This window comes from Anoxybacillus sp. EFIL, assembly GCF_013096955.1.
GTDB classification, from domain to species: Bacteria; Bacillota; Bacilli; order Bacillales; family Anoxybacillaceae; genus Anoxybacillus; species Anoxybacillus ayderensis.
On record NZ_SDLH01000008.1, the window covers coordinates 16,984 to 38,742 of the forward strand.

Here is a 21,759-nt window from a genome sequence, read left to right on the forward strand (position 1 = left end):
CATATCTTCTCGCTCGTACGTAATACAGTCAGCGTTTCCATTTAGTAAAAAATCATAGTAAAATAAAGGATCATAGACGATTGGAGGAAAACGATGAAACGATTCATTCGAACGATATGGCGATGGTTTGTGTCATGGAACGTGGGATTATTTAGTGCTCTCATTTCGTTGCTTGCATTTCGTTTGCCGTTTTTTATTTCATTTTTGATCGGTGCAAGCATAGGGGTGATGTATTCACTGTATATGAAGAAAAAAGAAAAGAAAAATCTATTATATGATTTTAAGGATGAGCGATTGAAAGATGCGAAAAAAAAGGTTCGGAAAATCGGAAAAAGTTTGTGGAGAATTCGTTCAGTTGCGATGTTTTCTAAACTTTCCCGTTTGTACTCCATCTGTCAAAAAATAATTGAAATTGTCGAAAAACAACCGGATCGTCTCGCTGTCGCGCAACCGTTTTTTAACACAACATTGGACTCCATTGTTACAATTATTGATAAATATATTTATTTAACCAAACAACCCGTAAAAAGTGAGGAGATTCGTCAAGCAATTCATGAAGCAGAGGAAGCGCTTAGCCTTGTGCTAACGAAAGCAGAAAACGAACTGTTGGACATGCTTGAAGAAGATTTGTTTGATTTAAAGACGGAAGTAAAACTTGTGAAACATACGATTGCATCAGATGATCCCCTTTCTTTACCAATAAAACATACAATAACAATAACGGAGGAGAAAAAGCATGAGCAAAAACGATGAAATGCTTTGGACAAGTTCGATCGATTCGTTGCTTGCTAATCCATTTGGTGAAGTGACAGAAGTAACGGACAAGCCATCATCTTCGCGGTTCATTGACCAATTAAAAGAAGAACATCGTCAAAAAGCGTTAGCACTTGCAGAACAAATTGATCCCCGCAATCATCAAGCTATTTTACAATATGGAGTAGCAGCACAAGCGGAGCTGTCACGCTTTTCACATTCGATTTTAAACCATGTGCAGAAAAAAGATGCTGGACCTGTTGGAGAAGTGATTCAAGAGCTAATGACAAAAATGAAAGAAGTAAACGTTGAAGATTTTGCAATGAACAAAAAAAGCTTTTTCGCGCGCATGTTTCAATCTGTCACACAGTCTGTGCAACATATTTTATCTAAATATCAAAAATTAGGTGTCGACATTGATCGGATTGCTGATCAACTTGAAAAACATCGCCAAATGTTATTTCGTGACATCATGATGTTAGAAACATTGTATGAAAAAAATAAAGAGTACTTTGATGCCTTAAACATTTACATCGCCGCAGCTGAGTTGAAGCTCGAACAACTGCGAACAAAAACGATTCCAGAGCTAGAGAAAAAAGCGTTACAGTCACAAAATCAAATGGATGTGCAAGAAGTAAATGATATGATTCAATTTGCTGACCGACTTGAAAAACGCATTCATGATTTAAAATTAAGTCGGCAAATTACGATTCAAACGGCACCACAAATTCGGCTCATTCAACATGTCAATCAAACGTTAGTCGAGCGCATTCAATCGTCCATTTTGACAGCCATTCCGCTTTGGAAAAATCAGCTTGTTATCGCACTAACACTCCTTCGACAAAAGAAAGCGGTAGAAGCTCAAAAAGCGGTAACAAAAACGACGAATGAGCTGTTGTTGCGCAACTCAGAAATGTTAAAAATGAATACAATTGAAGCGGCAAAAGAAAATGAAGAAGGGCTTGTCAGCATCGAAACGTTAAAGAAGACGCAAGAAAATTTATTAGAAACACTCGAAGAAACGTTAAAAATTCAACAAGAAGGTCGCATGAAGCGTCAGCGAGTAGAGCAAGAGCTTATTGACATGGAAGAACAATTAAAACAACGACTACTTACGTTAAAAAGGGCTGAATAAAATCAGCTCTTTTTTTATTGATTTTATATACCTGTTAGGGTATGATGTGTAAGGGAGGTAAGACAATATGATTTATACAGTCATTGTTTTGTTCGTACTACATGCTTTGTATTATCGTTATGTACCTGTTCGTGGTGTCAAAGAGTTGACATCTTTATCATCATATGAACATGTGACGTTGCTTGATGTGCGTGACTACAATGAGAAAGATGAGATAAATGGAGCGCTCCGGATTCCGGTTGCGTACTTAAAACGTCATTATCAAGCCATTCCAAATCGTCAAGTGATCATTATTGCAAAAAGCCATTTAGAGAAAAATGTCGCGATTCGATTGCTTAGACGCTATCATTTTTCTGTACAAGGATATTATATAAAAGAACATGAGCATGCAAATGCGTTAAAGATGGTAAAATGTCACTAACTGTTCAAACTTTATGAAATGATTGTTTGGTATAATACGGTTACACGTACTTGTATATGGAGGGGATAGATGATGAGAAAAATTGTTATTGTTGGCGGTGTAGCTGGAGGAGCTTCTGCCGCAGCACGTTTGCGTCGGTTAAGCGAAAAAGATGAAATCATTATGTTTGAACGAGGTGAATATATTTCATTTGCAAACTGTGGGCTTCCGTACTATATTGGGGATGTCATTCAAGAGCGAAGCAAGCTACTTGTACAGACGGTTGATGGCATGTCCAAACGATTTCGCATTGATGTGCGCAATTTAAGTGAAGTCACAAGCATTAATCGTGAACGGAAAACGGTCACTGTCACCAATTTACGAACAAATGAACAGTATGAACAACCGTATGATGTTCTTATTTTGTCGCCAGGTGCCAAGCCGATCGTACCACCAATTCCGGGAATTGATGAGGCAAAAGCACTTTTTACGTTGCGCAATGTACCGGATACAGACCGTATTCGATCGTTTGTTGATAACGAAAAACCGAAACGTGCTGTCGTCATCGGTGGGGGATTTATTGGTGTAGAAATGGCTGAAAATTTGACAGAGCGCGGTGTACATGTGACGCTTGTAGAAATGGCAAATCAAGTGATGGCACCGATTGATTACGAGATGGCAGCAATTGTGCATACACATATGAAAGAACACGGTGTCGATTTAATTTTAGAAGACGGTGTGCAATCGTTTGAAAACGAAGGTCGACGCGTCGTATTAAAAAGCGGTCGTACGATCGAAACAGATATGATCATTTTAGCCATTGGTGTTCAGCCGGAAAGTCAGTTGGCGAAAGAAGCAGGATTGGAACTTGGTTTTCGTGGTGCCATTAAAGTAAATGAACATTTACAAACGTCTGATCCAAATATTTTTGCAATCGGTGATGCAATTGAAGTAAAAAGCTTTATTCACGGATTTGAAACGTTTATTCCGCTTGCATGGCCAGCGAACCGTCAAGGTCGACTAGTCGCCGACTACATTAACGGTCGCGATGTAAAGTACAACGGAACGCTCGGTACGTCGATTGCTAAAATTTTTCATATGACAGTAGCGGCAACAGGATTGAACGAAAAAATATTAAAACATCACGGTGTTGATTACGAAGTCGTTCACGTTCATCCAATGAGCCATGCAAGCTATTATCCAGGTGCAACGCAAATGACATTAAAGTTAATTTTCGATCGTCAAGGTCGAATTTATGGAGCACAAGCGGTTGGACAAGATGGAGTCGACAAGCGCATTGATGTCATTGCAACGGCGATAAAAGGTGGATTAACTGTATACGATTTGCCTGATTTAGAATTAGCCTATGCGCCTCCATTTTCATCAGCGAAAGATCCAGTCAATATGGCTGGATATGTAGCGTCAAACGTGCTAGATGGCATGGTTGAAACAGTACAATGGCATGAAATTGATGACATTGTCGCTAACGGCGGGGTGCTCATTGACGTTCGCACACCGAAAGAATTAGAGACAAGAGGAGCAATTCCAGGAAGCATCAACATCCCACTTGATGATTTGCGTGACCGTCTTCATGAATTACCGAAAGATCAAACGATTTATGTCACATGTCAAGTTGGTTTACGCGGATATTTAGCCACGCGCATTTTACAAGAACATGGTTTTCAAGCAAAAAATTTAGACGGCGGGTATAAACTGTATTCAAGTGTAAAATAAGGGGGATTGACATGTTTGAAAATATTTTACCAACACAAGCGGACGTATTGCGCCATGAAACAAATGTTGAAGTGCTAGACGTTCGTGAAGCACACGAAGTAGCGGCAGGAAAAATTCCGAACGCACGCCATATTCCGCTCGGTCAGCTGTTTGCTCGCTTAAACGAACTTGATCCGGACAAAACGTACATCGTCGTTTGCCATTCCGGTGGTCGAAGTGCATTAGCGTGCGAATGGCTAGCAGAACGCGGTTTCCATGTAAAAAACATGGTCGGCGGCATGATGAGTTGGGAAGGAGAAGTGGAATAAAAGACTGGCGATGTGCCAGTCTTATTTTTTATTGCAAATATTTTTGTTGAATGCGCAACACTTCTTTCATCAACTGCTCTCCAATTTGAGGACGAGTACGATCATAAAGTGGTTGAAGATGATTAAGCCACTCTTTCTTTTGTTTGTCAGTGAGCCAATGAATGTTCATGCGTTTTGAGTGAATAATTTCGTTGAGTTGCTTTTCGTTAATAATTTTTGCGTGAGTTTTCATCCAGTCTGTTGTTTCGTTCAATGCTTCAATAATGATTTGTTGTTGGTTTTGTGTTAAATTATTCCAAAAAGATTCATTCATTAGCACAACATATCCAAGATACCCATGATTGCTAATTGTCATATATGGTTGCACTTCATAAAATCTTTTTGAATAAATGTTGGAAATTGTATTTTCTTGTCCATCAACTTGCTTATAATACAATTCACGAAATGTGTCATGAAAAGGGGCTACTTTTGGGATTGCACCGAGCAAGCGAAATTGTTCTTGGATGACCTCACTTGGCATTGTACGAAATCGTAACCCATGAAAATCGTTTGGCTGTACAATCGGACGTACGCTGTTTGTTACTTGCTTGAAGCCATTCTCCCAAAACGCCAATCCTTTAATGTGAAAAGATTGTAGTTTTGAAAACAAAATATGACCAATTTTCCCTTTAAGCGCTTCTTCAACAGCTTCGTTATTTGGAAATGCAAACGGTAAATCGAGTACTTGCCATTCTGGAATAAGAGTTGTTAATTTTGAATAGGCCGGTGCAATCATTTCTACTTTTCCTTGTTTTAATGCTTCTATTTCTTCTTCATCTGTAAACAATGTTGCATTCGCATAAATTTCAACTTTTATTTTTCCGTTTGATTTTTCAGCCACGAGTGTAGCAAACTTTTGTGCCGCTAATCCTTTTGGGGTATGTTCTGCGACAACATGACTAAAACGAATGGTAAGTTGGTCTTGAAGCCCTTCTTGTTCGTCGTCATATGGAAGAGAAGTCATTGATGAAAACGAAGGGATGAGCCAGTAAAACCAAGAGATAATTATAACGATTGAGAAAATGCCCCATTTTACATTCTTCATCTTTATCACCGTGCATTGTGTTTGTATAATTAATTATACATTATACAAGAAAATTTCGAATGGATGAACAATTCATGAAAAAGATATCGGTCAGATGGAAAATTTTAATGTTATCTATGGTCATTGTTCTCGTTAGTATTGCGGTTGGAAGTGCTATTGTCATTAGTCACGTTATTCAATTAAAAGAACAGTCTCTTAGAGAACGATCTCTTTTGATCGCTCGAACGGTGGCACAAATCCCTGAAGTAAAGAAACATGTACAACGCAAAGAAGGATGGCAAACGATTCAACCGATTGTTGAAAACATCCGAACGATTTATCATGCGAACTACATCGTTGTCATGAACATGGAACGTGTTCGCTATGCTCATCCCTCTTATGAGAAGCTTGGCACAATTTCTTATGGTGAGGATGAGATTGAGGCATTTACAGAACACACATATACGTCAAAGGCGAGAGGGGATCTAGGTATTTCTGTTCGTGCATTTACCCCGATTATGAATGAAAGCCACCAACAAGTAGGGGTCGTTGTCGTCGGTCATTTGTTGCCATCTATAAAGGAATCATTAAAAGATTTTAAAAGGGAAATTATTTGGACATTAATCATTACAATCAGTTGTGGCGTTGTTGGTTCATTCTTACTCGCGAATCACTTAAAAAAAGAAATGTTTGAGCTAGAACCACATGAACTGACACGTTTGCTTGTAGAACGAACAGCTACGTTCCATGCCATGTATGAAGGGGTTATTGCAATTGATAAAAAAGAAAGAATTACAATCTTTAATGAAAAAGCCAAGCAAATGATGGGAGTAGACGGAGAGGTCATTGGGATGTGTATTCGTGAAGTTATTCCCGATACACGCTTGCCAGAAGTACTATATTCCAAAAAAGCTGTATATCACCAAGAAATTATTGTCGGTAACCGCTTAATTGTAAGTAATCGTATTCCGATTGAAGTAAATGGTGATGTTGTTGGTGCAGTTGCAATTTTCCAAGATCGAACAGAAGTGGCGAAAATGGCTGAAGAGTTAACGGGTGTACGTGCTTTTATAGAGGCACTCCGCGTGCAAAATCATGAGTATATGAATAAGTTACATACGATTGCAGGATTAATTCAGCTTGGTAAAACAAGTGAAGCGCTCGCTTATGTGTTTGAAGAGAAAGAGGAACAAGAGTCACTGATGTATTTTTTACGCACACGTATTCGTGATGAAAGTGTAGCTGGGTTACTTTTGAGCAAAGTGTCACGGGCGAAAGAAATCGGTGTATCGTTTATCATTGACCGCTCAAGCATGTTGTTATCGTTTCCGCCGCGATTAGATCGGCACGATTTTGTCATTTTGCTTGGTAACTTAATAGAAAATGCCTTTGATGCATGTTTGGCAACGGAGAGAGAAGAAAAATTTGTTGAGCTATGGATAGGAGAACAAGAAGACGGGTGGACAATTGTCATTGAAGATAATGGAATAGGAATGAAAGAAGAGGAAAAGAAGCGCATATTTGATTATGGATATACAACAAAGGATGGGAGTCATCAAGGAATTGGCATGCATCTTATTTACAATATTTTAAAGAAGAGTGATGGGGATATGAAGATCGAAACATCGTGGCAAATTGGAACCACGATCGTGATTTCATTTTCAAGAAACAAGGGGGAAAAATTGTGATTCGCATATTACTTGTAGAAGATGATCCGATGGTACAACAAATTAATAAAAAATTTGTTGCCCAAGTGGAAGGAGTTTCAGTCGTAGGAACAGCAGCAAACGGAGAAGATGCGTTAGAAAAGTTGGAGAAGTTGCGGCCGGATTTAATTTTGCTTGATGTATATATGCCGAAAATGGACGGGATACAAACCATTCGTTTATTTCGGGAACGAGGATATCAAGTCGACGTCATTATTGTATCAGCAGCAAGTGATGCAGAAACTATTCAAACGATGTTGCGCAATGGGGTAGTAGACTACATCATTAAACCATTTCAGTTTGAGCGCTTAAAACAAGCGATTGAACGATATCAATTATTACGAAAAACGTTAAATGATAAGCAGGTAACACAACAAAAAATTGATGAGTGGATGTACAGGCATACTCAAAAGCAACAAATTAGTTTACCGAAAGGATTAAATGAGGCAACGCTTCGACAAATTGAACAATATATGCTTCAAGCGACGGATGCCCATTCGGCAGACGAAGTAGCAGAAGCTATCGGCATCGCCCGAGTCACAGCAAGACGTTATTTAGAATATTTAGAGAACATCGGTGAAGTAGAAAAAGAAGTACAGTATGGGACAATAGGTCGTCCGATTCATCGCTATCGAAGACCAAAAAGAACAAAATGATCAATATGTTCAAAATATTCCCTCCTTTAAATGAAAGCGATATCATTTAAGTCGTAATCATTGATAGGGGGGAATTTTTCATGAAGAAAATGGGCTTTTTGTTTATGCTCATCTTGCTTGTTGGAGGATTGTTTGCTTGTAGCAATTCGCAATCGACGAGCACAAACACGACAGAAAAGAAAAAAGAGGAAGCGTCAAGTGAGCCGATTGTGATTAAGTTTTCACATGTTACAGCACCAGATAGCCCAAAAGGAAAAGCGGCTGATTTATTTAAACAACTAGTCGAAGAGAGAACAAAGGGAAAAGTAAAAGTAGAAGTGTATCCATCGAGTCAATTGTTTGATGATGATAAAGCGATTCAAGAATTGCCGCGAAACACTGTACAGTTAATCGCACCATCAACAACAAAGCTTGTCAGCTATGACCCAGCTTTCCAAATTGTTGATATGCCATTTTTGTTCACAAGTGATGAAGCGGTATATAAATTTTGGGATGGAGAAGGTGGCCAAATTTTATCGAAAAAACTAGAAAAATATAATATTAAAGTTTTAGCGATGTGGGCAAATGGGGATAAGCACTTTACTAACTCTAAGCGTCCATTGAAAAAGCCAGAAGACTTTAAAGGACTCAAGTTCCGTACACAAACGGGAAAAGTGCTTGATGAGCAATTTGCTGCGTTAGGTGCATCTGCAGTACCAATGGGATTTTCCGAAGTATATGTTGCTTTACAACAAGGTACTGTCGATGGACAAGAAAATACGTTTAACAACATCGATACGCAAGGATATGCCGAAGTACAAAAATATTTAACAGTATCGGGACACGGGTGTTTAGATTACCTTTTATTAACAAATACAAAGTTTTGGGATAGCCTTCCTGAAGACGTTCATAAAACGTTAGAAGAAGTTATTGTAGAAGTGACTGAACAACAGCGGAAATGGTCTGAAGAGTTAAACAAAGAGTCATATGAAAAGCTAAAAGCAAGTGGAATGGAAGTATACGAGTTGACGAAAGAAGATATTGAAGAGTTCCAAAAGGCTATGCAACCTGTCTATGAAAAATTCGCAGATAGTATCGGTCAAGATTTGATCGAATTAGCGAAAAAAGCAAACGAATAAATGAATGGAACAACCTGGAGTTTTCCAGGTTGTTTCTATCAGGGGAGGAAGCGAGTGTGCAAAAGTTGAAGCATATTATTGAAGCGCTAGAAGATTGGATTGCTGGTCTATTTATTGTTGGAGGACTATTTCTTATTTTAATAGGTGTTGTTATGCGTTATGTGTTCAACTCACCTTTAAGTTTTGTAGAGGAGTACGCGGGTTATATGATTGTGTGGGGAACGATGATTGGAGCAGTTGTCGCATTGCGAGACAATCATCATATTCGTATCGATATGTTTTATCGCTTGCTTTCAGAGCGAGTAAAAAAAGCTGTTGATATATTTGCTAATATCGTTGGGCTCATTTTCGCATTATTTCTTGTTGTTTACGGTATAAAAGGTATTTTTTTAGATGAGTTTAGTGCTTATCGAATGGGAATTGTTTCAATTGGTGAAGGAGTAGAGTTATGGAAAGTATATATGGTCATGCCATTAATGGGAGTGTTGATGGTGCTTCGTTTTATCATTCGTCTCGTTCGTGTGGCGAAAGGATTGCCTGAATCTGATTATGAGCATAAAGGTGTGGAACAAGTATGATGACTGTAGGCTTATTTGCTGTATTCGTAATATTAATGTTGCTACGTGTCCCTGTCGCGTTTTCTTTGGCTTTGTCTGCCCTTCTATTTTTGCCTTTTCTTAATTTTCATTACGAAAGTGCGGTTGTCGAAATTTTTTCGGCACTCAATCATACATCCCTAATGGCTATTCCAGGATTTGTATTTGCGGGTATTATTTTAGCTCGGGGAGGTATTTCTAAATATTTGATTGATGGATTGCGTGCATGGGTTGGTCATTTACCTGGAGGAATGGCAGTAGTGACTGTATTAGCATGCGCGATTTTTGCGGCTATTTCTGGCTCTAGTCCCGCTACTGCAGCAGCAATTGGTTCAATCATGATACCAGCTATGGTACAAGCTGGGTATAGTAAAAAATATGCCATGGGACTTGTTGCAGCAGCTGGAACACTTGGAATTTTAATACCACCTAGCATTCCGCTAATCATGTATGGATATGTTGCAGAAAATAAAGCTACGATTAATAAATTATTTATGGCAGGAATTATCCCAGGCCTTTGTTTGACAGCGATTATTATCGTGTCAGCGATTGTATACGCCAGAAAAAATGGATTTGGGCGTGGAAAAAAGGCGACATGGTCGGAAAGATGGATTTTGACATGGAAGGCAATGCCTGGTGCTCTCATGCCGATTTTAATTCTTGGTTCAATTTATACAGGGATGGCCACACCAACAGAATCTTCTGTAATTGCTAGCGCATATGCAGTGATCGTTTCGCTCCTCATTTATCGCGAATTAAAGTGGGGAGACTGGCGCCCCATTTTACGTGAGACGGTTCACATTAGCTCAATGATTTTTATGATTATTGCATCTGCTATTTTATTTAAACAGTATTTAACGTTAGCTCAAGTACCGCAAATGATTGCACAATGGATTATTGAGCATGAATTTAACAAATGGATATTTATTTTACTCGTAAATTTGCTGTTCTTTGTGCTTGGCACATTTTTAGAGGCAATTGCGATCATTTTAATTACGCTACCAATTTTCTTGCCTGTACTTGAGAGTCTTGGCATTAACGTATATCATTTTGCGATTATTATGACGGTAAACTTAGAAATTGCGATGATTACGCCACCTGTTGGCTTAAACCTGTTCGTTGTGAGCGGTATTGCGAAAGAGCCTCTCGAAAAAGTGATTCGCGCCATTGTACCGTTTTTACTCATTATGCTTATCCAACTCGTTTTAATTATTGTTTGGGAAGATTTGTCGACATTTCTTATTCGTTAAAACCTCTCTAAAGATGGAGAGGTTTTTCTTTTTCGATGATTTATTGTAAAATGAAAGACATGTATTGGAAGTAAGATATAAATGAAGGGGAATACGTATGTGGAAAAATAAAAATATTATGCTTATTTTCATAGGGGAGTTTATTGCGGGAATTGGCTTATGGCTTGGAATCATTGGGAATTTAGAATTTATGCAGAAACATATTCCTTCCGACTTTGTGAAGTCGCTTATTTTATTTTCTGGTTTGCTTGCCGGTGTGATTGTTAGTCCAATAGCGGGGAAATGGATTGATACATATAACAAAAAACATATTCTTCTATACGCTGGAATCGGTCGTGTAGGGAGCGTCCTTTTTATGTTATTCGCTTTAAAATATGAATCTATTTTTCTTATGATTTGTTTTATGATCTCGATTCAAATGGCGGCAGCTTTTTATTTTCCAACGCTGCAAGCCATTATTCCACTTGCCGTAACGGATGAGAAGCAATTGATGACCGTCAATGGAATGCATATGAACATTTCTGCACTTTCACGCATTGCTGGTACTGCCTTCGGTGGTGCGCTACTGATGATTACGAGTTTACAAACGTTATATATTGGGGCGATGATTGCATATGTTTTACTATTTTCGCTTACGTTTTTTATTGATATAAAAGAAGAAAGGCGTGAAACAAAACACAATACAAAGGAAAGAGAGCGATTTACAGACATATTTCCAATCATTCGTCAACTCCCTATCGTTTATATGGCGGTTGTTTTAACGATTGTGCCGCAGCTGTTTACTGGCGGGTTTAATTTAATGGTCATCAATATTAGTGAATTGCAACATGACCCGTCAATTAAAGGATGGCTATACACCATTGAAGGAATCGGATTTTTGTTCGGGGCATTTTTCATTAAATATGCTGCTCATGAAAAAACGTATATAAAATGGATGTACGCATTAACATGTTTCATTGCCTTTGCACAGCTATCTCTACATTTTGCTCATATAACATGGGTTTCACTCGCTTCATTTGGATTGTTCGGCATATCCGTCGGTTGCTTTTTTCCAATGATTGCGACCATTTTTCAAACAAATGTTCCAAAGCGATACCACGGGCGATTTTTTTCATTTAAAAATATGTTTGATCGCGTGACGTTCCAAATTGTATTGTTAGCTTCTGGATTTTTGTTAGATACAATTGGATTAGAGAATATGGTCGTTTTGTTTGGATCTTTATCACTTTTGTTAATGATGTACACAATGTTTCGTAAAAAAGAAGAGTTAAAAAGCGAAGGAGCATAAATACCTTCGCTTTTAACCAATAATAATGCGCTCTTTTGGATAGTGGTACGTCTCTTTTTGATTGTTGCCGCGAATAAGGAACAAAAACGATAAAATGCCAATTCGCCCAATAAACATTAAAGCCGTAATCACTAGTTTTCCAAATGTGCTTAGTTGGGATGTAATACCCATAGATAAACCGGTCGTTCCAAAGGCCGAGCATACTTCAAAAACGATTTCGATCATTGTAAAAGGCTCTGAAAAAGAAAGAAACACAACAGCTAAAAAGCAAAGAATAAGAGCTGTTCCAAACACAATAAACGACTTTAATATATCTTCATGGTGAATCTCTCGTTGAAACACTTTAATCGAGTTTTTTCCTTTCGCATAAAAGAAAATCGTTAACATCACAATAGCAAACGTCGTCGTCCGAATCCCTCCCCCTACACTGCTTGGAGAGGCACCGATAAACATGAGGACACTTAAAACAAGTAGTGTAGGTTCAGAAAAGTCGGCGACATCCATCGTTGCTAATCCACCATTGCGGGAAGAAATCGATTGAAATAACGCATAAAAAAGCGACTCATGCCACGTTTTATTCGCAAAAAAACGATTCCATTCAATGAATAAAATAGCCCATGTTCCAAATAAAACGAGAAGAAAAAATGTGACGGTCGTTAATTTTGTGAAAAGCGAAAAACGATATTGTTTCTTTTGACGATGGAAGAAAAATTCTTTCACTTCAATAAGTACAGGAAAACCAATTGCACCTAAAACGAGCAAAATCATATGTATCGTCTGGACGAAATAATCGTCAGCAAATGGAATAAGCGACTGTCCTGTAATATCAAATCCAGCGTTCGTTGTTGCGCTCACCGATGCAAAGAAGCCTTGGAAAAACGCTTCTTTCCATGACGGAAAGTAACGGAGAAAATATACACCTAAAATCACCGCACCAATGATTTCGATGGTAATAATGAGCGTTAAAATTTCTTTCATTAGCTTTACTAATCCAGCAAATGTTGAACGGTTTTGATCTGTCATAATCAGTTGTCGTTCGCGAAAGCCAATTTTTTTCCCGAACATCAGCCAAATAAATGTCCCAAGTGCCATAATGCCAATTCCGCCAAATTGAAGAATAAAAGCTAATACAAGTATACCAGGCGTATTAAAAGTATGAGCTGTGGATACGACGGTGAGGCCTGTTACACTAATGGCGCTGACTGCGGTAAATAACGCATCAACAAAGCTAATCTTTACCCCAGGCTGATGAAAAATAGGAAGCCATAGTAAAAATGTCGATATGCAAACAGCTACAAAGTAAAATAAGACGATAAGCTGAACGGTAGATAGGCGCGATAATTTTTGAGATTTCACAGCTTTATTCCCTCGCATGTTTTTTGTTTTACACATATTTTGATTTTGGCAAATGACAAAAAGGAATGCAAGTCTGTTTTTTCATGAAACAATATTTGTATTTATAAATGTTGTTACATTTGATAAAATAGTGTTGCTCATTCATTCACAAAAGTGGAGGGGACAATTATGAAGACGCGTGGAAAAATTGTAGCTGTATATATTCTGACCGTTTTTTTATTAGTGGGGCTTATTAACGGTATGATTTATGTTCAATTTCAATCATTAATCGCCAATAAAGTGATAACGACAAATGCACAGCTTGCTTTGCAATTGATTGATGCGAAGTTTGTTGGGAAGTGGCAAATGAAAGACGGCAAACTTTACAAAGGAGAAGTAGAAATTAACAACAACGAGAAGGTCGTTGATTACGTAAAGGAAGTTGTTGGGGCAGACAGTACCATTTTTCTTAACGATGAACGTGTTACCACCACAATTATGAAAGATGGCGAAAGACAAATAGGAACGAAAGCAGATCCGAAAGTTGTACGGGAAGTCATTCATGGTGGAAAGCGTTACATCGGTGAAGCGAACGTACTTGGGGAACCGTATGTAACGAGTTATTTACCAATTACAAACGACCGTAATGAAGTCATCGGTATGTTTTTTGTCGGTATGCCAAAACAAATCGTCAATCAAGAGATTAATAACGTTATTATAAAAGTCATTGCTATTTCTGCATTGTTTGTTATTGTTGGAGTCATCGCATATCATTTCTTTATTTCTATTCGAATTATGAAACCGTTACATATCGCCAAACAACATCTCGAACAAATGGCTAGCGGCGACTTTAGTAAACAGGTACCTGAAAAACTTCTCGAGTCAAAAGATGAATTTGGTGAAATGGCACGCGCACTTGCGGAGACAAAACAAGCACTTCGGGATATGGCTGTTCTCATTCAGATGCAAGCGGATGCCATCGACCAACAATCAAGCGCACTATCAGCTACTTCACAACAAATGTCTGCATCTACTGAAGAAGTGGCCGCAACGATGGAACAAGTATCGCAAGGAGCGGCCGCGCAAGCGAACGATTTAGCCGACATGACCCATTCGCTTTCTTATTTAACAGAGAAAGTCGAACGTGTATATGTAGAACTTGAAAATGTCAAACAAGAGGCCCTTCGTACGTCTGAACGGGCAGATATTGGTAAAAAAGAGATGGATGTATTAATTGCTTCGATCGAACAAATTAAACGAGCGTTTGAAACGGTGACAAACCACGTTCGGACATTAACGACATCTGTACAAAAAATTAGCGGGATTACGGAAATGATTTCAACAATTTCAGATCAGACAAACTTGTTAGCCTTGAACGCTGCAATTGAAGCGGCACGCGCTGGGGAGGCTGGAAAAGGGTTTGCTGTTGTTGCTGATGAGGTGCGTAAATTAGCCGAACAGTCTAAATCATTTACAGAGGACATTGTTCATCTCATTACATCCATTAGTAAAAATACGGAAGACGTCATTCATACATCGGAAGAAGTGGAACACTTTATTAAAGATCAAGCAAATGCCGTCGAAAAAACGGTCCGTTCGTTTGCTGATATTTTAACATCCATTAGTCATATCGCACCTTTACTTGTTTCGACTGAACAAGCGATGGATGAAATCGTGAAAGAAAAAGATAAAGTGATTGCTCGTATTGAACAAATTAGTGCCGTGGCTGAAGAAAACTCAGCAGCGACAGAGGAAGTTACTGCCTCATCAGAGGAATTAACCGCATCAGCCCAAGAAGTAGCCGCAACCGCTCAACGGTTGTATGACATTGCAGAGAAGATGAAAGAAACGACCAATCGATTTACCGTGTAAAGCGACAGAAAATCTGTCGCTTTAAAAAATATTGTAAACGTTATCAAAACGAATTATAGTAAAATTAGGTGAAGACAATGGCACAAAAAAAATGGACAATAAGTCTTATTGTACTGCTCGTTTTATTTTTATATGTTTTTTTTCACTTTATCACCGTCACCAAGCAGCTTGAAAAAACAGTAGCCAAGTTGCAACATGAACAAAAAGCAGCGTCGCATCTCCCACATATTATTTTAATATCTCAAGAGTTTGATAATCCGTATTGGCGGAAAATTGAACAAGGGGCAAGGGAAGCAGGAAAGCAGAATAACGTCAATATTGAATACATTGGCCCTCTCCGAACAAGCATTGATGAACAAGTGAAATTGCTAGAAAAAGCGATTGCCTCTCGGGTAGATGGCATCATTGTTCAAAATTTAAAAGACGAAGCATTTACACCGCTGATTGACAAAGCTATTTCGCGAAATATCCCTGTGATTACAATTGATGCTGACGCTCCGAAAAGTCGACGCATCGCTTATGTTGGAACAAATAATTTTGAAGCAGGACAGCTGCTTGGAAAGGCAGTTGTTTCTCGCGTAGAAGGAGAGCGAGCGATTGGAGTAATCATTGGAACCGATACATCAGAAAACCAACGCCTACGTTTGCAAGGGTTTTTATCTGTTATTGCTGAGCATCCGCGCTTACAAGTTGTTTCCGTTACATCATCGAACATTTCTCGCATTCAAGCTTCGATTCAAGCGGAACAAATGTTGCGCAAACATCCGAATATTTCTGTTATGGTCGGCACGAGTGCGCTCGATGCGATTGGAATTCGAATGGCGGTAAAAAACTTACATCGTGAAAACATTCAAATTTTCGGTTTTGACGATGTGGAAGAAACAATGGAAGCGATTAAAGAAGGGGACATTGTGGCTACGGTCGTCCAAAAACCTTACGATATGGGATATTCGGCAGTCAAATTAATGGTTGACCATCTTTCTGGCAAACAAATTGATAAAGAACATTTTACAGCGATTGAAGTCATCGACCGTCAAAACGTTCAGCAGGGGAGAAACAAATGAAAATCCGAACGAAATTGTTTGTTTTTATTCCACTTCTCGTTCTTTTATTGAATTGTATCGCGTTTTTTATTTTTCAAAGTGGAAAAAAGGTACAAGAAAGTTACGATGTCATGATGCAGCGCATTTTTTTATATAAACAAATTTCGCTTGAAACACAAGAAAATGTGCGTTTTTTAAGCAGTTATTTAATTCATCAAGATGAATATAACTATAAACAGCTTATTGAACATAAAAGGCAACTAGAAAAGCTGCAACGTGAATTAACTGTAAGACAATTAGAAGGAAACAATGCGTTTACGCTTGAAAACTATAAAAATATGGTTTATGTTTTTCTCAATTTAGAACAAACAATTATTCATAAATTAACAAAACAACAATTTACGGGATATGCTGACCAATATAACGAAATTGAAAAAATTGCTTCATTTATTCGCGAAGATAGCCAAGCGCTCGTTGATGTTGAACTAAGCTTATATCAACCGGTGTATAAGCAAATGTTACAACATACAGCACGAATGAATGAATTAGGCGGGATACTGTTTATTTTAACAACGATTTTAAGCATCGTATTTGCAATATGGTTATCACGAACGATCGTCATTCCGATTCATCATCTTGTTCATGCGGCGAAAAACATCTCAGCGGGTCAACTGGACACGCGTATTCCTCGCTTTGATGGACATGATGAAATTGGCTTGCTCGGTAAAACGTTTCAACATATGATTGAAAATTTGCGTATATTAATCTCTAAAAATATGGAAATATTAGAAAAAGAAAAACTTGTTCGAGAATTAGAGCTAAAAGCGCTCCAAAGTCAAATTAATCCTCACTTTTTATTTAATACGCTAAACGTCATTTCAAAACTTGCTTATATCGAAGGGGCAGAAAAGACAAGTGAACTCACCGTATCCACGTCGAACTTGTTGCGATATAACTTACGAAAGCTCGATCAGCCTGTTACGTTACGTGAAGAAGTAGAGCATGCAAAGGAGTATTTCGCTATTCAAAAAGCCCGTTTTCGCGATCGTGTGACGTTTCAACTTGAAATAGATGAATCATGTTTAGACCAGCCGATCCCTTGTTTAACGTTGCAGCCACTGATTGAAAACGCTTTTATTCATGGTATTGAAGGAATGGAAGAAGGAGCGAACATTCGATTAATCATCGAAGAAAAAAGAAATTGCATTCAAGTAACTATCGCAGATAACGGTGTAGGGATGCCGTACGACGTACAACGAGCGATTATGAACGCATCATATTCATTAACAAAAACAGGTCATTCCACTGGACTTGGATTAGAAAACGTGCTACGACGTCTGCAACTTTTTTATGGAGTAGAGAAAATACTTGATATAAAAAGCGCACCAAACGAAGGCACAGCCATTATTTTACGACTGCCAAGGAGGGAGAGCGATGTACAAGCTACTTATTGCTGATGATGAGCCGCTAGAGCGTGAAGGATTGCAATTGATGATTGAGCGCGCATTTCCACAGACGTTTACTATTTTTCATGCTGAACATGGTCGAAGTGCGATTCAGCAAGTGGAACAACATCGTCCGCATATCATTTTTATGGATATTAAAATGCCGGGCATTCAAGGACTAGAAGCAATTGCGGAAATACGCAAAATAGATGCGCAATCAAAAATTGTCATTTTAACAGCATATGATTACTTTACATATGCGAAAGAAGCGATTTCTTTAGGTGTTATCGAATACGTGTTAAAACCGGCTAAAAAGCAACAAATCGTCGAGCTGTTGCAAAAATTGTTACATCAAATTATGGAAGAACAAGCGATGCGTGAACAGCAATTGACAGCTCGTGAAAAACTTGTCCAGCTGCAAGCGCTAAGTGAAACAGCTTGGACATGGTTGTTAATGGGGAAAATGGATGAATGTTCTGCACATACATTTACCGGCATGGAATTTGAAAAGGGATATGCAATGGTTATTGAATTAGAAAAAAGTGATGCGTCTGAGCGTGAAAAGTGGGAAGAAATAGTGAAACAATGTATAAAACAACAGCGACGTTGTTTATGCAGCCCGCTTAGTCAAAGGCAAATGGCTATTTTTATTGAGGCTGAACAACATGAACGGGTCATTTCTTTCGCTCAATCGTTGTTAAAACAGCTCGAGAAAGCATTGCAACAGCGTGTAAAGATAGGGATTGGTACGATTCGCTCGGGAGTGGATGGTTTGAAGCGTTCATATAAAGAGGCGTGGACCGCGGTACGTTATGTATCATCATTTAGTCGAGCGATACATATTGATGACGTTCCGATAACGGACGAAGTGGAACAAATTCATATAAAGACAAACGGCAATGTCATTGAGCAAGTCGAAATGTTTTTGCACGAAAACTATTGCTATGATGTCACGCTTGAAGAAGTAGCAAAATATGTCCATTTAACACCGTATTATTTCAGCAAACTATTTAAAAAAGAAACAGGTCAAACGTTCATCGACTACTTAACACATTTGCGCATTGAAAAAGCGAAACAGTTGATGCGTGATGAAGGATTAACGGTGAAAGAAGCATGTTATCGCGTTGGATATAAAGATCCGAACTATTTTAGCCGTGTGTTTAAAAAAGTGACAAATATGACACCGACAGAATATCGACAAGAAATGTGCGAGCGTCTATAAAGCGCTCGCATTTTTTTGTCTTATCACAAAAAAATGCTAATTTGTTCTTTTTCGCACTCATGAAAACGCTTAAATTATGCGAATATATCGCAAATAAGTGAAGAAAACAAAGAAAACGCTTTCTTTTCTTTGTGGTACGCTTAACGTGTAAACGATATGAAAAACAAGGGGGAATACATGTGAAATGGTGGAAACATGTCGCGAAAGGGGCGGCAACATTTGTTCTAGCCTCCGCATTAACAGCGTGCGGGGTTGTATCTTCAGGAAACGAAGGGGGAAGCGAATCGTCGAAAAAAGACGATGACAAAATTGTGATCGGTTTCTCGATGGACACGTTAAAAGAAGAACGTTGGCAACGGGATAAAGAATTGTTTGAGGCAAAAGTGAAAGAGCTTGGAGCAGAGGTGAAAACATTAGCAGCAAACGGAGATGATGCTGCACAATTGAGTCAAGCCGAACAGCTCATTTCCGAAGGAGTCGATGTTCTCGTTGTTGTGCCTCATAACGCTGAAGCGTCAGCAGCAATCGTAGAAAAAGCGCATAAAGAAGGCATTCCGGTTATTTCTTATGACCGTTTAATTAAAAACGCTGAAGTAGATTATTATGTTTCGTTTGACAATGTCCGCGTCGGTGAAATGCAAGCACAAGCGATTGTAGAGAAAGCGCCAAAAGGAAATTACGTTTACATCGGTGGAGCAGATACAGATAACAACGCCCATTTATTCCGCCAAGGAGCGATGAACGTATTAAAGCCACTTGAAGAAAAAGGCGACATTAAAATTGTTTACGATCAATTCTCAAAAGATTGGAAACCAGAAGAAGCGTTAAAAAATATGGAGAACGCATTAACAGCAAACAATAATAACATTCAAGCCGTTGTTGCAGCGAATGACGGAACAGCAGGTGGAGTCATTCAAGCATTAGCCGCGCAAGGATTGGCAGGAAAAGTACCTGTTTCTGGACAAGATGCTGAGTTGGCAGCACTCCAACGTATCGTTGAAGGTACTCAAACGATGACAGTATATAAGCCAATTAAAGCCATTGCAACAAAAGCAGCGGAGATGGCTGTTGCTTTAGCGAAAGGCGAGAAAATCGAAACGAATCAAACTGTATCAAACGGCAAAATTGATGTTCCATCTGTTTTACTTGATCCAATTGCGGTAACAAAAGACAACGTATTAGATACAGTCATTAAAGATGGATATCACAAATTAGAGGACGTATTCAAAAACGTACCGAAAGATCAATGGCCAAAACAATGAAAACAAGGGGCTGGCTTTGCCAGACCCTTATTTTCAACATGATACAACGGGAGTGAAACGAATGTATGCGTTAGAAATGATGAATATTACAAAAGAGTTTCCCGGTGTGAAAGCGCTTGACCGCGTTAGTTTCAAAGTGAAAAAGGGAGAAATTCATGCGCTTTGTGGCGAAAATGGTGCTGGAAAATCAACGTTGATGAAAGTGTTAAGCGGACTATATCCAGCTGGCACGTATGATGGTGAAATTCGTATTGATGGCAAACCGGTCTCGTTTCGAAATATTGTTGATGCTGAACGAGCGGGCATTGCAATCATCCACCAGGAGCTCGCACTCGTAAAAGAAATGACAGTTGGAGAAAACATTTTTTTAGGACGCGAACCACGTAAATTCGGTGTCATTCAATGGGATCAATTGTATTATGAAGCGGAAACATGGTTAAAGAAAGTCGGATTAACGATTTCTCCACGAACAAAAATCCATTCACTTGGCATAGGTCAACAGCAATTAGTTGAAATCGCAAAGGCGCTCGCAAAACAAGCAAACATTTTAATTTTAGATGAACCTACGGCAGCTTTAACCGAAAGTGAAGTTGAAATTTTAATGGGTATTTTAGAACAGCTGCGGGCACAAGGAGTTGCGTGTATTTATATTTCTCATAAAATGCCAGAAGTATTTCGATTAGCAGATTCGATCACCGTATTGCGCGACGGAAAATCCATTGCGACACTTTCACGCGCAGAAACGAATGAAGATGAAGTTGTTGCGCTCATGGTTGGACGCGAATTGACAGAGCGTTATCCGTACGTCAAAAAAACGCCACGTCATGTCGTATTAGAAGTGAAAAACTATTCCGTTTGGCATAAAGAAAAACCGATGAAAGTTAACGACGGTATTCATATGACTGTTCGTGCTGGGGAAATTGTCGGCATTGCTGGCTTGATGGGAGCCGGGCGAACGGAACTAGCGATGAGCTTGTTCGGTGCATACGAAGGAAAAGCTGAAGGAGAAGTATGGATGGAAGGAAAGCAAGTGCACATTCGCTCTGTGCAAGACGCCATTCGCTCAGGCATTGCACTTGTCACAGAAGATCGAAAAAGGTTAGGTCTTGTACTCGGAATGGATGTTAAAACAAACACGACACTAGCAAGTTTAAAAAACATTAGCCGTTTGCAAGTCATTAATCAAAATGAAGAATTAAAGTGGAGTCAAAAGTATGTCGATGAACTAAAAACAAAAACAGCGTCTTTAGAAACAGCTGTTGGTACGCTATCTGGAGGAAATCAACAAAAAGTCGTATTAGCGAAATGGTTAATGGCGAAGCCAAAGCTTTTAATATTAGACGAGCCAACACGCGGCATTGATGTTGGTGCAAAATATGAGATTTATCATTTAATGAATCAATTAGCTGAAGAAGGCGTTGCCATCATGATGATTTCTTCTGAGCTTCCAGAAATTTTAGGGATGAGCGATCGCATTTATGTCATGCGTGAAGGACGAATCGTGAAAGAGTTATCACACGATGAAGCAACACAAGAAAATATTATGATGGCAGCGACAGGAGGGGAATGAGTC

The 21,759-nt window shown here is 38.8% G+C and carries 19 protein-coding genes; 17 read left to right on the forward strand and 2 right to left on the reverse strand.

Annotated features, from left to right (window positions below; genetic code table 11):
* Window positions 1-93: 93 nt before the first annotated feature.
* The 5 genes from ES017_RS11735 to ES017_RS11755 all read left to right on the forward strand — a co-directional run bounded on the left by ES017_RS11735 (window position 94) and on the right by ES017_RS11755 (window position 4,330).
* Window positions 94-753, forward strand: coding sequence for a 5-bromo-4-chloroindolyl phosphate hydrolysis family protein (locus ES017_RS11735; protein WP_171335097.1), 660 nt, complete (start codon window positions 94-96; stop codon window positions 751-753).
* On the forward strand, window positions 737-1,888 hold the full coding sequence (locus ES017_RS11740; protein ID WP_009361364.1) for a toxic anion resistance protein: 1,152 nt from the start codon (window positions 737-739) through the stop codon (window positions 1,886-1,888). The genes ES017_RS11735 and ES017_RS11740 overlap by 17 nt, the downstream gene beginning before the upstream one ends.
* Before the next feature lie 67 nt (window positions 1,889-1,955).
* Window positions 1,956-2,309, forward strand: coding sequence for a rhodanese-like domain-containing protein (locus ES017_RS11745; protein WP_009361363.1), 354 nt, complete (start codon window positions 1,956-1,958; stop codon window positions 2,307-2,309).
* 72 nt (window positions 2,310-2,381) lie between these two features.
* A complete protein-coding gene (cdr, locus tag ES017_RS11750; protein WP_171335142.1) occupies window positions 2,382-4,022 on the forward strand; it encodes a CoA-disulfide reductase in 1,641 nt (546 codons plus the stop codon).
* Window positions 4,023-4,033: 11 nt separating this feature from the next.
* Window positions 4,034-4,330 carry a rhodanese-like domain-containing protein gene (locus ES017_RS11755; RefSeq protein ID WP_021094141.1) on the forward strand — a complete coding sequence of 99 codons (297 nt, stop codon included), beginning with the start codon at window positions 4,034-4,036 and terminating at the stop codon, window positions 4,328-4,330.
* Between the two features lie 28 nt (window positions 4,331-4,358).
* On the opposite strand, the gene ES017_RS11760 is transcribed toward ES017_RS11755, so the two are convergent.
* The gene (locus ES017_RS11760) at window positions 4,359-5,414 is read right to left on the reverse strand and encodes a DctP family TRAP transporter solute-binding subunit (protein WP_171335098.1); all 1,056 of its coding nucleotides are present in this window, start codon (window positions 5,412-5,414) and stop codon (window positions 4,359-4,361) included.
* Window positions 5,415-5,488: 74 nt separating this feature from the next.
* On the opposite strand from ES017_RS11760, the gene ES017_RS11765 reads away from it, so the two are divergent.
* From ES017_RS11765 to ES017_RS11790, 6 genes are all read left to right on the forward strand, one after another.
* The gene (locus tag ES017_RS11765) at window positions 5,489-7,081 is read left to right on the forward strand and encodes an ATP-binding protein (protein ID WP_171335099.1); all 1,593 of its coding nucleotides are present in this window, start codon (window positions 5,489-5,491) and stop codon (window positions 7,079-7,081) included.
* Window positions 7,078-7,755, forward strand: coding sequence for a response regulator (locus ES017_RS11770; protein ID WP_042895450.1), 678 nt, complete (start codon window positions 7,078-7,080; stop codon window positions 7,753-7,755). The genes ES017_RS11765 and ES017_RS11770 overlap by 4 nt, the downstream gene beginning before the upstream one ends.
* Before the next feature lie 80 nt (window positions 7,756-7,835).
* The gene (locus tag ES017_RS11775) at window positions 7,836-8,873 is read left to right on the forward strand and encodes a TRAP transporter substrate-binding protein (RefSeq protein ID WP_171335100.1); all 1,038 of its coding nucleotides are present in this window, start codon (window positions 7,836-7,838) and stop codon (window positions 8,871-8,873) included.
* A gap of 56 nt (window positions 8,874-8,929) precedes the next feature.
* The gene (locus ES017_RS11780; protein WP_171335101.1) at window positions 8,930-9,451 is read left to right on the forward strand and encodes a TRAP transporter small permease; all 522 of its coding nucleotides are present in this window, start codon (window positions 8,930-8,932) and stop codon (window positions 9,449-9,451) included.
* Window positions 9,448-10,719: a TRAP transporter large permease gene (locus ES017_RS11785; RefSeq protein ID WP_171335102.1), complete on the forward strand. Its 1,272-nt coding sequence runs from the start codon at window positions 9,448-9,450 to the stop codon at window positions 10,717-10,719. Before ES017_RS11780 ends, ES017_RS11785 begins: the two co-directional genes overlap by 4 nt.
* 97 nt (window positions 10,720-10,816) lie before the next feature.
* Complete coding sequence (locus ES017_RS11790; RefSeq protein WP_171335103.1) at window positions 10,817-12,007, forward strand: MFS transporter; 1,191 nt, start codon at window positions 10,817-10,819, stop codon at window positions 12,005-12,007.
* Window positions 12,008-12,019: 12 nt separating this feature from the next.
* Here ES017_RS11790 and ES017_RS11795 read toward each other — a convergent pair whose 3' ends face one another.
* Entirely contained in the window at window positions 12,020-13,363 is a 1,344-nt protein-coding gene (locus ES017_RS11795; protein WP_021094139.1) for a TrkH family potassium uptake protein, read from the reverse strand.
* A 168-nt stretch (window positions 13,364-13,531) separates the two neighbouring features.
* Here ES017_RS11795 and ES017_RS11800 point away from each other — a divergent pair, with 168 nt between their 5' ends.
* The 6 genes from ES017_RS11800 to ES017_RS11825 all read left to right on the forward strand — a co-directional run bounded on the left by ES017_RS11800 (window position 13,532) and on the right by ES017_RS11825 (window position 21,756).
* On the forward strand, window positions 13,532-15,214 hold the full coding sequence (locus ES017_RS11800; protein ID WP_021094138.1) for a methyl-accepting chemotaxis protein: 1,683 nt from the start codon (window positions 13,532-13,534) through the stop codon (window positions 15,212-15,214).
* A 77-nt stretch (window positions 15,215-15,291) separates the two neighbouring features.
* Window positions 15,292-16,278: a sugar-binding protein gene (locus ES017_RS11805; protein WP_021094137.1), complete on the forward strand. Its 987-nt coding sequence runs from the start codon at window positions 15,292-15,294 to the stop codon at window positions 16,276-16,278.
* The gene (locus tag ES017_RS11810) at window positions 16,275-17,714 is read left to right on the forward strand and encodes a sensor histidine kinase (RefSeq protein ID WP_021094136.1); all 1,440 of its coding nucleotides are present in this window, start codon (window positions 16,275-16,277) and stop codon (window positions 17,712-17,714) included. The genes ES017_RS11805 and ES017_RS11810 overlap by 4 nt, the downstream gene beginning before the upstream one ends.
* Complete coding sequence (locus ES017_RS11815) at window positions 17,692-18,924, forward strand: helix-turn-helix domain-containing protein (protein WP_021094135.1); 1,233 nt, start codon at window positions 17,692-17,694, stop codon at window positions 18,922-18,924. Before ES017_RS11810 ends, ES017_RS11815 begins: the two co-directional genes overlap by 23 nt.
* Before the next feature lie 179 nt (window positions 18,925-19,103).
* Window positions 19,104-20,186 carry a D-xylose ABC transporter substrate-binding protein gene (xylF, locus tag ES017_RS11820; protein WP_009361354.1) on the forward strand — a complete coding sequence of 361 codons (1,083 nt, stop codon included), beginning with the start codon at window positions 19,104-19,106 and terminating at the stop codon, window positions 20,184-20,186.
* A gap of 16 nt (window positions 20,187-20,202) precedes the next feature.
* A complete protein-coding gene (locus ES017_RS11825; RefSeq protein WP_019417744.1) occupies window positions 20,203-21,756 on the forward strand; it encodes a xylose ABC transporter ATP-binding protein in 1,554 nt (517 codons plus the stop codon).
* Window positions 21,757-21,759 lie beyond the last annotated feature (3 nt).

What these genes read in the sequence shown, in the direction of transcription:
- ES017_RS11735 (WP_171335097.1), top strand. Translation starts at nt 94, where the DNA reads ATGAAACGATTCATTCGAACGATATGGCGATGGTTTGTGTCATGGAAC.
- ES017_RS11740 (WP_009361364.1), top strand. Translation starts at nt 737, where the DNA reads ATGAGCAAAAACGATGAAATGCTTTGGACAAGTTCGATCGATTCGTTG.
- ES017_RS11745 (WP_009361363.1), top strand. Translation starts at nt 1,956, where the DNA reads ATGATTTATACAGTCATTGTTTTGTTCGTACTACATGCTTTGTATTAT.
- cdr (WP_171335142.1), top strand. Translation starts at nt 2,382, where the DNA reads ATGAGAAAAATTGTTATTGTTGGCGGTGTAGCTGGAGGAGCTTCTGCC.
- ES017_RS11755 (WP_021094141.1), top strand. Translation starts at nt 4,034, where the DNA reads ATGTTTGAAAATATTTTACCAACACAAGCGGACGTATTGCGCCATGAA.
- ES017_RS11760 (WP_171335098.1), bottom strand. Translation starts at nt 5,414, where the DNA reads ATGAAGAATGTAAAATGGGGCATTTTCTCAATCGTTATAATTATCTCT.
- ES017_RS11765 (WP_171335099.1), top strand. Translation starts at nt 5,489, where the DNA reads ATGAAAAAGATATCGGTCAGATGGAAAATTTTAATGTTATCTATGGTC.
- ES017_RS11775 (WP_171335100.1), top strand. Translation starts at nt 7,836, where the DNA reads ATGAAGAAAATGGGCTTTTTGTTTATGCTCATCTTGCTTGTTGGAGGA.
- ES017_RS11785 (WP_171335102.1), top strand. Translation starts at nt 9,448, where the DNA reads ATGATGACTGTAGGCTTATTTGCTGTATTCGTAATATTAATGTTGCTA.
- ES017_RS11790 (WP_171335103.1), top strand. Translation starts at nt 10,817, where the DNA reads ATGTGGAAAAATAAAAATATTATGCTTATTTTCATAGGGGAGTTTATT.
- ES017_RS11800 (WP_021094138.1), top strand. Translation starts at nt 13,532, where the DNA reads ATGAAGACGCGTGGAAAAATTGTAGCTGTATATATTCTGACCGTTTTT.
- ES017_RS11805 (WP_021094137.1), top strand. Translation starts at nt 15,292, where the DNA reads ATGGCACAAAAAAAATGGACAATAAGTCTTATTGTACTGCTCGTTTTA.
- ES017_RS11810 (WP_021094136.1), top strand. Translation starts at nt 16,275, where the DNA reads ATGAAAATCCGAACGAAATTGTTTGTTTTTATTCCACTTCTCGTTCTT.
- ES017_RS11815 (WP_021094135.1), top strand. Translation starts at nt 17,692, where the DNA reads ATGTACAAGCTACTTATTGCTGATGATGAGCCGCTAGAGCGTGAAGGA.